This is a genomic window from Cohnella thermotolerans DSM 17683 (genome assembly GCF_000429825.1).
GTDB classification, from domain to species: Bacteria; Bacillota; Bacilli; order Paenibacillales; family Paenibacillaceae; genus Cohnella; species Cohnella thermotolerans.
The window spans coordinates 1-9,968 of record NZ_AUCP01000103.1; the positions used below are offsets into that span (position 1 = coordinate 1).

The 9,968-nt window shown below is 41.8% G+C and carries 8 protein-coding genes and 2 pseudogenes; 7 read left to right on the forward strand and 3 right to left on the reverse strand.

Translation table 11 applies throughout. From position 1 onward, the window contains the following. From G485_RS26980 to brxL, 3 genes and pseudogenes are all read left to right on the forward strand, one after another. Positions 1-254 (forward strand): transposase (locus G485_RS26980; RefSeq protein WP_035156775.1); only part of this gene is annotated, 254 nt, incomplete at its 5' end. Positions 255-316: 62 nt separating this feature from the next. After that, positions 317-1,708, forward strand: a pseudogene (gene pglZ / locus G485_RS26985) (BREX-1 system phosphatase PglZ type A); the annotation flags it as partial. A 14-nt stretch (positions 1,709-1,722) separates the two neighbouring features. Next, positions 1,723-3,777, forward strand: coding sequence for a protease Lon-related BREX system protein BrxL (gene brxL, locus G485_RS0116595; RefSeq protein WP_027093450.1), 2,055 nt, complete (start codon positions 1,723-1,725; stop codon positions 3,775-3,777). Positions 3,778-3,839: 62 nt separating this feature from the next. Here brxL and G485_RS0116600 read toward each other — a convergent pair whose 3' ends face one another. Further along, positions 3,840-4,319 (reverse strand): hypothetical protein, encoded by a 480-nt coding sequence (locus tag G485_RS0116600; RefSeq protein ID WP_027093451.1) that lies wholly within the window; start codon positions 4,317-4,319, stop codon positions 3,840-3,842. Between the two features lie 374 nt (positions 4,320-4,693). Between G485_RS0116600 and G485_RS0116605 the strand changes: the two genes are divergently transcribed. The 3 genes from G485_RS0116605 to G485_RS0116615 all read left to right on the forward strand — a co-directional run bounded on the left by G485_RS0116605 (position 4,694) and on the right by G485_RS0116615 (position 8,362). Continuing rightward, positions 4,694-5,611 carry a hypothetical protein gene (locus G485_RS0116605; protein WP_027093452.1) on the forward strand — a complete coding sequence of 306 codons (918 nt, stop codon included), beginning with the start codon at positions 4,694-4,696 and terminating at the stop codon, positions 5,609-5,611. 99 nt (positions 5,612-5,710) lie between these two features. Then, positions 5,711-7,918, forward strand: coding sequence for a DnaB-like helicase C-terminal domain-containing protein (locus G485_RS28550; protein WP_156922424.1), 2,208 nt, complete (start codon positions 5,711-5,713; stop codon positions 7,916-7,918). 45 nt (positions 7,919-7,963) lie between these two features. After that, entirely contained in the window at positions 7,964-8,362 is a 399-nt protein-coding gene (locus tag G485_RS0116615; RefSeq protein ID WP_240489178.1) for a four helix bundle protein, read from the forward strand. Positions 8,363-8,722: 360 nt separating this feature from the next. Here the strand turns inward: G485_RS0116615 and G485_RS0116625 are convergent, their stop codons facing one another. Then, entirely contained in the window at positions 8,723-9,025 is a 303-nt protein-coding gene (locus G485_RS0116625; protein WP_027093456.1) for a hypothetical protein, read from the reverse strand. Between the two features lie 233 nt (positions 9,026-9,258). Next, positions 9,259-9,738 carry a COG3415 family protein gene (locus G485_RS26995; protein ID WP_051318350.1) on the reverse strand — a complete coding sequence of 160 codons (480 nt, stop codon included), beginning with the start codon at positions 9,736-9,738 and terminating at the stop codon, positions 9,259-9,261. Positions 9,739-9,799: 61 nt separating this feature from the next. On the opposite strand from G485_RS26995, the pseudogene G485_RS29290 reads away from it, so the two are divergent. Then, positions 9,800-9,968: pseudogene (locus G485_RS29290) on the forward strand (IS5/IS1182 family transposase); the annotation flags it as partial.

Below are 9,968 nucleotides of genomic sequence, written 5' to 3' on the forward strand. Positions count from 1 at the left end.
ATGATCGAAAGCAAGAGAAGCAAGACGCTGCACAGCGCAATGCGATCGAAGGAAAGTTCGGCGAAGGCAAACGCAAGTTGGGTTTGGGCCGAATTTGCTCCCGCGGTGCTCATACAAGTTTAACTGTCATCGCTATCCAGTTTCTGGTTATGAACCTGGAACGGCGACTGCGGGTTCTTTTTTTCTCTTTTTTCAGATTCATTGCGTTCCGTCCGATTTTTTGCATGAAAACCGCAAAGAAAATCACGGTCTAGGCTCATGCGTTGGGAGCAGCTTAAATTGATCTTGTTCAGCAAGCCCTACTTACTACAGAAAGTTCTATGTGGCATATGACAATGAAACAAACAGCGAAATCCTAAAAAAGCTTAAAGTCATGGTTGAAAACTTGTATACCAACTGGTATATGGGCGAATTAAGCTCACATTGGTCCGCCGCGGTGCATGATAAGATGAAAACAAGCTGGATGATACCGGGGATTCAAAATCAAAAGGATTTTTACAGAAGTTTCGTTGCTCCAAAAATACACCAAGGTGATCGGGTATTCGTCATCATTTCCGATGCCCTTCGTTATGAAATAGCGGCGGAGCTTTCGGACAAGCTCAATTCGGAAACAACAGGAGCCTGTGAGATTCAGCCGTTGTTAGGGGTTATCCCATCCGTGACGAAACTTGGGATGGCATCCCTGCTCCCGCATAAAAATCTGGAAATTGATTTGAACGGGAGAGTGCTGGTAGACAGTAAATCCTCCAGCGGTCTGGAGAATCGAATCGAAATTTTGCAGGAGGCTGTATCTGATAGTACAGCGGTGCATTTTCAAGATTTGTTAGCCATGAACAAGGCAGGGAGAAGGGAACATTTTAAGGGTAAGAAGCTCATTTACATTTACCATGACAGTATTGATGCCATGGGGGATAAAGCCTCCACCGAGATATACACGTTTACAGCGGCGGAAAAGGCGATTGATGAGATCTATAACATCATCAAGATCATTCGAGACGACCTTAGCGGTACGAACATTTTCGTCACAGCCGATCATGGGTTCGTGTATCAGCGGGAAGCGTTAGAAGAAAGCGATAAAATTGAGAAAGAAGGCATCCATGCTTTTGAAGTTAAGAGAAGATATCTGCTGTCCCAAGAATCGGGTGAGAAAAGTGGTCTGCTCGACATCAGCTTAGATTCATTGATACAAAACGAACACCGTATTACGGCATACGTTCCAAAAGCGACGATCCGTTTTAAGATGCAGGGTTCAGGAGTCAATTATGTTCACGGCGGAGCAAGCCTCCAGGAAATTGTCGTTCCACTTATTCAATTCAAAAACATCCGAAGCGGACAGAAGAATAGTCGGGAAATCGAAAAAGTAGACGTAAAACTTACAAACACGTCCAGGAAGATTACCAATAGCTTGTTCAACTTAACCTTCTTCCAAACCGAAAAGGTCGAGGATAAACGGATTCCTCGAACCGTAAAGATCTATATGGTCGATGATAACGATTCTGTTATCAGCAATGAAGAAACGTTGATTTGCGACAGAACTTTTGATAAACCAGAAGAACGGACATTCAAGCTTCGGTTTGCTTTGAAGTCCGTTCCTTACGATAAGAATAAAGAATATTACCTTATCATCAAGGACACTGAGACAAACGTAATTGTAGAGAAGATACCTTTTACCATTAATCTGGGGATCGTAAGTGATTTTGACTTTTAGTGAGGGGGACGCAGATGGAGGAACTCAGAGAAGATCATTCTATAGATTTAGACCGAAAGCTGAATGAAGTGTTTTCGGGTAGGGTCGTTCGCAAAGATTTAACCAAGATGATTAAAGAAGGAGCCAATGTTCCCGTTTACGTATTGGAATACTTGTTGGGCATGTATGCGGCGACAGATGACGAGGAGAGTATCCGAGAAGGATTGGAACGGGTGAAGAAGATCCTTGCCGAGAATTTTGTTAGACCCGATGAAGCGGAGAAGATTAAATCGAGAATTCGGGAGATCGGACAATATTCCATTATCGATAAGGTTACTGTAACTCTGAACCCGAAGATCGATACCTATGAAGCGGAATTTTCAAACCTGGGTCTTAAAGGAGTTCCCATTTCGCCCAACTATGTCAAGGAGTATGATAAACTACTGGCTGGTGGGATTTGGTGCATGCTGAAGATGGAATACTTCTTCGATGAGGAAGTCAGAAACATGAATCCATTCAGCATCAGTAGTCTGAAGCCCATCCAGCTACCCAATATGGACTTGAATGAGATCATGGAAGGCAGGAAAAGCTTCACCAAAGAGGAATGGATTGATGTACTCATTCGCTCGACAGGGATGGAGCCAACCCATTTGGAAGAGAGGGTGAAATGGCATCTCCTTTTGAGACTTGTGCCGCTTGTTGAGAACAACTACAACATGTGTGAGCTGGGTCCAAGAGGAACGGGTAAGTCTCATGTATATAAAGAGATCTCTCCAAACTCGATCTTGGTGTCTGGTGGGCAAACGACCGTAGCGAATTTGTTTTACAATATGTCCACGAAGAAGGTTGGATTGGTCGGTTTGTGGGATACGGTCGCTTTCGATGAAGTGGCGGGAATCCAGTTCAAGGATAAAGATGGGATTCAAATCATGAAGGACTATATGGCTTCTGGATCGTTTGCGAGGGGGAAGGAAGAAAAAGCGGCGACAGCCTCGATGGTTTTTGTCGGGAACATCAATCAGAGTTTGGATTCACTCATCAAGACTTCACACTTGTTTGCACCGTTCCCTGAAGCAATGGCGAATGATACTGCTTTCTTTGATCGGATGCACTATTATCTCCCTGGCTGGGAAATCCCGAAAATGCGACCTGAATTTTTAACCGACAAATATGGCTTTATTGTTGATTATTTGGCGGAATTTTTCAGGGAGATGCGGAAAAGAATCTTTTCGGATGCCATTGATAAATATTTTAAGCTGGGCAATAACTTAAATCAGCGTGATGTGAATGCTGTAAAAAAGACAGTCTCAGGACTTATTAAGCTTCTATATCCAAATGGCGAGTATACGAAAGAAGATGTAGAAGAGATCCTGAGATATGCACTTGAAGGGCGAAGAAGGGTAAAGGAACAACTCAAAAAGATCGGTGGCATGGAATTTTACGATGTCCACTTCTCCTACATTGACAGGGAGACACTGAACGAGGAATATGTATCCGTTCCAGAACAAGGCGGCGGCAAGCTGATTCCCGAAGGCTTGGGTAAACCAGGTCACGTATACACCGTTGGCCACGGAGATTCAGGAATGATTGGCGTATACAAGCTGGAGAATCAAGTCGTATCAGGTACGGGTAAGTTCGAAAAATCGGGCGTTGGGTCTCATCGAGGGGCAAAAGAAAGCCTGGATACTGCGTTCCGTTACTTTACGGCGAATTGCAAAAGCATTAGCGGCACGATTAGTACCAAGACGAAGGACTATCTTATGCATATCAGTGATCTGCAAGGTATTGGATTAACGAGTGAGCTGGCTATTGCTGAACTGGTCGGATTGTGTTCGGGGGCGTTGGAAAGACCAGTTCAAGAGAGTATGGTGGTATTAGGTAACATGACCGTTGGAGGAACCATTGCCAAAGTCGAAGAGTTTGCGAATGTTTTACAGGTGTGCGTGGACGCAGGAGCGAAAAAAGTGCTGATACCAGCCGCATCCGTTGTGGACTTTCAAACCGTTCCAGCAGATTTGCTAATTAAGGTTCAGCCAGTGTTTTATTCCGATCCTACCGATGCGGTATTCAAGGCGTTAGGGGTAAGCTGAGAAAATACATGAAGGAGCCTCGATAAATGATTAGGTTACGAGGCTCCTTTTTCCCATTCCATTCAATACTTTTCGATAAAATCCAGCAATGACTGAGCGATTAGATCCTGAATTCTGAAATGCGGATAGTTCTCATCGCAGTATTGTGTGAACATGCCGTAAATGTCATCATTCATCTTAATGCTCTTCACGGTAAACTGAGAATTCTTTGCATAGATCCGCTGATCCAACACCAGTGGAGACTTATCGTTGGCGATCAATTGTTTAAGCTTGTCCAGGTTCTCATGTAGGAAGTGCAGTTCTTTGGCGTATCCGGTCTGTGTTGTTGGTAGTGGTTTGCTGTTTGGATCCCTCAAGAATTTGTAATAGCGGTTATCACGCTGGATAAAAACGTAGTCCCCGGATTGCATCTCCTTGGTGAATGAACTGTAATTGACCCCGATTTTATCGGCGACTTCCTTTAAGGTTGACGACTCGAGTAATTTATTCACCTCCTCCGCTCGTTTGTCGTGTGGCATTGTAAAGAATGTTTCCTTATTCATTCATTAAACTCTCCCTTCATTTATAGGATGATAGTATTATAGATTCGAGTAAAAATATTATTCGTAATGGGACGCGGAAGGAGTTTTAGCTACTGTTGTTCCGCCGCGGCGATGACGAAGCCATATTATAGAAATAGTAGTGAAGAAAAAGGTGACACACCGTTGCGGCCGCAGCGGTGTGTTTATTCATATTCCGCTCAATTAGTGGTTGTCAAGCCCTCTACAATTCCTATCCTTAATCATGTCAAGGGGACAGAAGCCAGTAATATCAAGGCATTGAATGGGGTCAGACACTATACGACCGTTTTTTGCAACTATAGATTTGTGTACTTGATAGAATAATGACACAAACGAGAGAGAGGGGGGGATAAGAAATGATAGAAAATGAAAATGATTCGATGGAAATGGCGGAAGCGTGTAAACAGCTTTTTGTTGCGGTTCCCGTCAATGATGTAGTGATGCAGATTTGTGAAGGAGTCATGAAGCTGAAGAATGCCAAAGTCAATCCATATAATGCATGCGAGTTAATCTGCCAATTACAAGAGGAAAATCAAATTGCCCTGGATATGCAAAAGCTTGGAGTGGATCTGGAAGTAGAAGCTATGGAAAGAATACGACTTTCGCAAGTTCAGCTCTTACTATATTTGCTTTACACTTGGCGGAATGCTCGTAGCACCGGCTTTATGCTCGACTTGAAGGATTTCTATGAGATTCGTCGCATTAGCCGCCGATCAGAAAATCAGAAGAGGCTTTTGGAAGATCTTGAGTTGTTGCAATCCATTGGCATCTCAATCAAAGGGAAAAATAAGAAGCAGACCTATTACGCAAGCGGGGCACTCTTACAGTATAAACAAGCTGGCAGAGGAGTTCAGATTACCATGGGCGATTGGATACAGCATCTATCGCCTAAGACATTTACTTGGCTTCATAAACAATTCTTCAGTTATCACTCAAAACATGAATGGGTTGCGGCAATGTTATCACTGAAATTCGCACAATTGAGTGGGCTTGATAATCATAAAGTCAAAATCGGAACATTACTCAAATTTCTCGGTATGACGGACTCTCAAATTAAAAAACAAGGCTGTCAATATTACCAGCAATTGTTGAATAATGCATTCTATTTGTTAAGCAAGGAAGGATATCGTTTTCCTGTCACGCCAATTATACAGAACGATTTGGTCAAGTTTTCGGAAGCAGTCATTGTCTTCCAGAACGTGTATATGTTGAATTCGAATCATCAAGTTGGTTCCGAATCGGTAGAACCGTTGTCAAACACCAAAGTAAGCTGACAATAACCTACACTATGTCAGGAAGATTCATACACCAAGGTAGGCAAACTCATACACTTGGTCAGGGATAACGATACACTAAGCCAGGAACCCGTGCTTTTGAGAACGCATTACATCAAGGTTTTTCGGCATTTCAGCAACTCTAATAAGTTTAATAAAACTAATAAACTTAATGCTTTGGCAAGAGCCGCTTGGTCGCTCTTGCCAAACAATGCAAAAAACCAAAAACAAGTTTCATTTATAAATGAAAAATGTTGTAAGCATGGAGCAGAATCAATTCGTCTAAAGGGGGCACGTACAATGAGCGACCAACTAATTGATATGGCAAAACAAAAAATTGACTTGTTGCTATATATTGAACGAGCCACGGCTACTAAAGCAAAACGTCGCAGAGATTATTATGTAGTGAATCCATGCCCGTTTTGCGGCAAAAAAAATCACTTTTTGATTAGACCCGATCAGCAGTATTATCGAACTTTCGCAGGTTGCGGAAGGTCTGGCACGATTATTGACTTCCTCATGGAATATGAAAACTTATCCCAACATGAGGCGATTAAAAAGACATTAGAGCTGGCTGGTATGGATTCGTTATCTATGGTGGATGACCCAAAACGTTTTTCGGAAAGCAAACAAATACACCTGATCACAGCAAGTCCAACTCAAGGGATGACAACCACTTTAAATCAAATTGATTTTACGGAACTGGTCGAAATCGCTCATCGGGATGTCGGAAAGACGAACTATTTTCGTGATCGCGGATTAACCGACAAGACTATTCGTGCATATAAACTTGGGTATTCCGCTACGGGTTTGAATTTTGCCCAAAAATATTACAGTCAAATTCAAGGAAAGACTTCATTCCTTGAATTGTACAAATTCGTTCTACCCATATGGGGAACTGACGGTAAGTGCCACTATTTTATCTCAAGACTTGATGAGAGCAGCGTGCCGCCATATTACAAAGAGATGCCAGTGAAAACATACAACCTTCCTGGTATGCCTGTAAGCATCTTTAACTTGCGTTACCTGGAATCGTGTAACTCCAAGATTATTTTCATAACCGAAGGGATTTTTGATGCCTTATCCGTTGAGGAGTTCGACTATCCATGTATTGCTTTGAACGGAACATCCAATGCCAAAATGTTTTTTGAACACTTAATGCTTCATTTGGACGTTCACGACAATACAAAATTTGTGTTGGTTCCGGACAACGATGATGCTGGTCAAAAACTGAAGCAGAAATTCCAAGAAAAGTTCCATGAACTGGGGGTTCCGCTCTATACGATGGAAGTGCCTCGGCAGTATAAGGACGCAAATGAATATTTAATAGCAAACAGAAAGGAGTTTGAAAGAATGGTAAATCAAACTGTGAATGGAATCCAACAAGAAATGAAGCAAAACAATGAAAGGTTTGTAGCAGAATACTTGAAAAGCTTCTTCACTGAAGTTATGGAAAGCGGCGTGCGTCCAATTTCGACGGGATTTGCAGAATTGGATGAAAAGCTTTCAGGTGGCTTAATTCCAGGGTTGTATGTTTTGGGGGCGATCAGTTCTCTTGGAAAAACTACATTTATTCATCAAATGGCAGATACGATTGCAGGGCAACAAATTCCCGTTTTGTTTTTTTCACTGGAAATGAGCAAAAAGGAAATGGTCAGCAAAAGCATTTCCAGACAATCCTATATATTGGATGGGAAAAATGCGTATACTGCCATCGATATTTTGAAAGGGAATGTACCGAAGCAAACTTTAGAAGGAGTCATAAACGCATACTACCAAAAAGGGAACTTCTTGAAAATAGAAGAAGGTTCCATCCAGACAGATGTTCATCAAATACGTGAGCAAGTTCAAAAGTTTAAGGAGCAGTTTGATCGGTTTGTTGTCTTCGTAGATTATCTTCAAATCCTACAAGCTCCGTCAAGGGCGAATATGGGGGATAAACAAACGGTCGAGTATAATGTTTCACAGCTCAAGCTAATCAGTCGTGACTTTGATGTTCCGGTCATTGTGGTCTCTTCATTTAATCGAAGTAATTACAATCAGACGGTAGGGTTTGAGAGCTTTAAAGAGTCGGGTATTATCGAATACTCTGCGGATGTTGTGATGGCACTTCAATTAAAAAACATGGGTCAACTGGCTCAGCAAAAAGATGAAACGACTCGTAGAGATGCCATCCATGAAGCGAAAGCCAAACCCATCCGCTCGATTGAGTTGGTCATATTGAAACAGCGAAATGGTATTGCTTGGGCAAGGGTGGATTTTGCTTATCATGCAAAGTTCAATTTTTTTCGCTGCGTAGCAGAATAACTGCGGCTACTGAGATAAAACTGAAAAATGGTGAGGGGGACTTGAATGAGAGCACTGACGAATGAGTTTTTAATGAAGGACTTCAAAAAACTGACGGTATACCAGAAGGCAATAGCCTTAGAAGATGAGGTTGATGAAATCGTAAAAACATTTCCGCCAATTGAGCGATACCGCCTTGAAGATCAGCTTGTTCGGGCTGTAACCAGTATAGGAGCAAATATTGCCGAATCCAATGGATTGCCCTACGTTAACAGGGAGCGTTACCATCTTACTATCGCTTTTGGTTCAGCTAACGAAGTTAAGTATTGGGTTGGTAGAGCTTGTCGCAAGGGATATATTAATGAAGAAACATGTGCGAGATTAGAGGAAAAGGCACAGGAAATACGCAGAATTATTGCTGGAATGTTTAAGCGGTTTGAAGGATTGCGGGATGAGTCGGCGTAACATGAATTGAGCCATTTGCAAATAAGATAGCCTTGGGGGAACTCCCCCATGGGTTTACATAGCAATCAAGATAGGGTTACAACCTGAATTTTTCTTAAATTGCGACAAGTCTAAAGACCCGCCGCGATTTACTTACTTAAAAGTAATTCCTGAGTCTTTCCTCGAAATAATCATCATTTTCGGCACACGCCAAACAATTACATCGATCACCCGCCTCAATGCTAACATAATCCATCTCGAAATTTTCAATGATATTACCCTCACCATCACAAGCGACCCCATAATCATAACTAAGCATGGTATTCAATCCCCCATTCATTTTTTTACGATTTCTGCTTTGGCCGAAATCTTGATTACTTTTCATCCAATGGCAACCTCGATAATTTGATTGATCCTAAAAATCAAGTCCTCAAGATCTTCAAGCAATTCTTTGTCTACTTCGACATAGTTTCCGAATTGTTCCAGTTTCTCATCAATCTTTTTCACAAGCTCTTCGCTCTTTGCTTGGAGTGCAAACAAGTCATATTTTGTTACTTCTTTGCTCGATAGATCCTCGATTAAAATTTCGAACAGCAACCGTTTGGTTTGATCCTGTAGTTGTGAAATCGTTATCCGAATATCTGATGGTGTTGGCAGCTGCGATTGTTCAAGCGTTACATTCATAACATGCAGTTTCCTTTCGTTAAATATGGTGCGAATATACGTTCTCGTTAGTTATATCGTATTATAAAGGAAAAAATTGGGGATGGGAATAGAGAGTGAAAATTCTGTACGTGTGCAACTCTCTGTTTGTCTATTGTTGTTTTGGTGAATCATCCTTAATAACAATTAGGCTTATGATTGGTTTAGGGAGAGTGTGAACTAAGCAGGGAGGGTTTCTGTTTGTCTTCTTTGACTCAAGTCTTCTTCCCTCCACTCATCTTGATGATTTCGCGTTTTTCCTTCTCAAGATCCTGCCAAAGATAGTAATCGACCGGATCATTCATTTCGTCGCCATTGTAACCATCGAAAGCTTCGTCAACTGTTTCTTTTCCGTATTTCAATTGAAGTTCAGCAATCTCCGAATTAATTTCAGCTAAACGTTCTTTCGGCGTTTGATTTCGAAGCTTTTTCTCTTGAGCTGTTTTTTGCATCAAGATCGAATACACAGGATCTTTCATAATTTCAACGGTATATGCAGGGATTTTTTTGTGAGATTTATTATCCAGGCACTCTAATCCTTGCTTGATGTATTTATTTAAAGTCACTTTAGAAATACCAAGGGCTTCTGCCGCTTGTTGTGGGGTTAATAAATAGGGCTTGCTGAACGAACAAAAAATCCTTATTCCACAAGGGATTTGAGCTACTTTTGTCGAATTTATCTGCAAGGAAAACATAGAAAATTGGCAAAAAACCTTGCAGATGGAGTGAGCGAACGTGTTCGTGCCGAATCGGGATATGGCAGATCTGTTGGAAAATTTCTACTTACCCTTTGGCGGGAAGCTTAATCCTGGGAATCGCTGGGTACAGCTTGCCGCACTCATCCCTTGGGATAAAGTGGAAGAGAAATACTTCCAATCCTTCTCATCGATCGGCATCGGTCAAAAAGCATATTCGGTTCGCATTG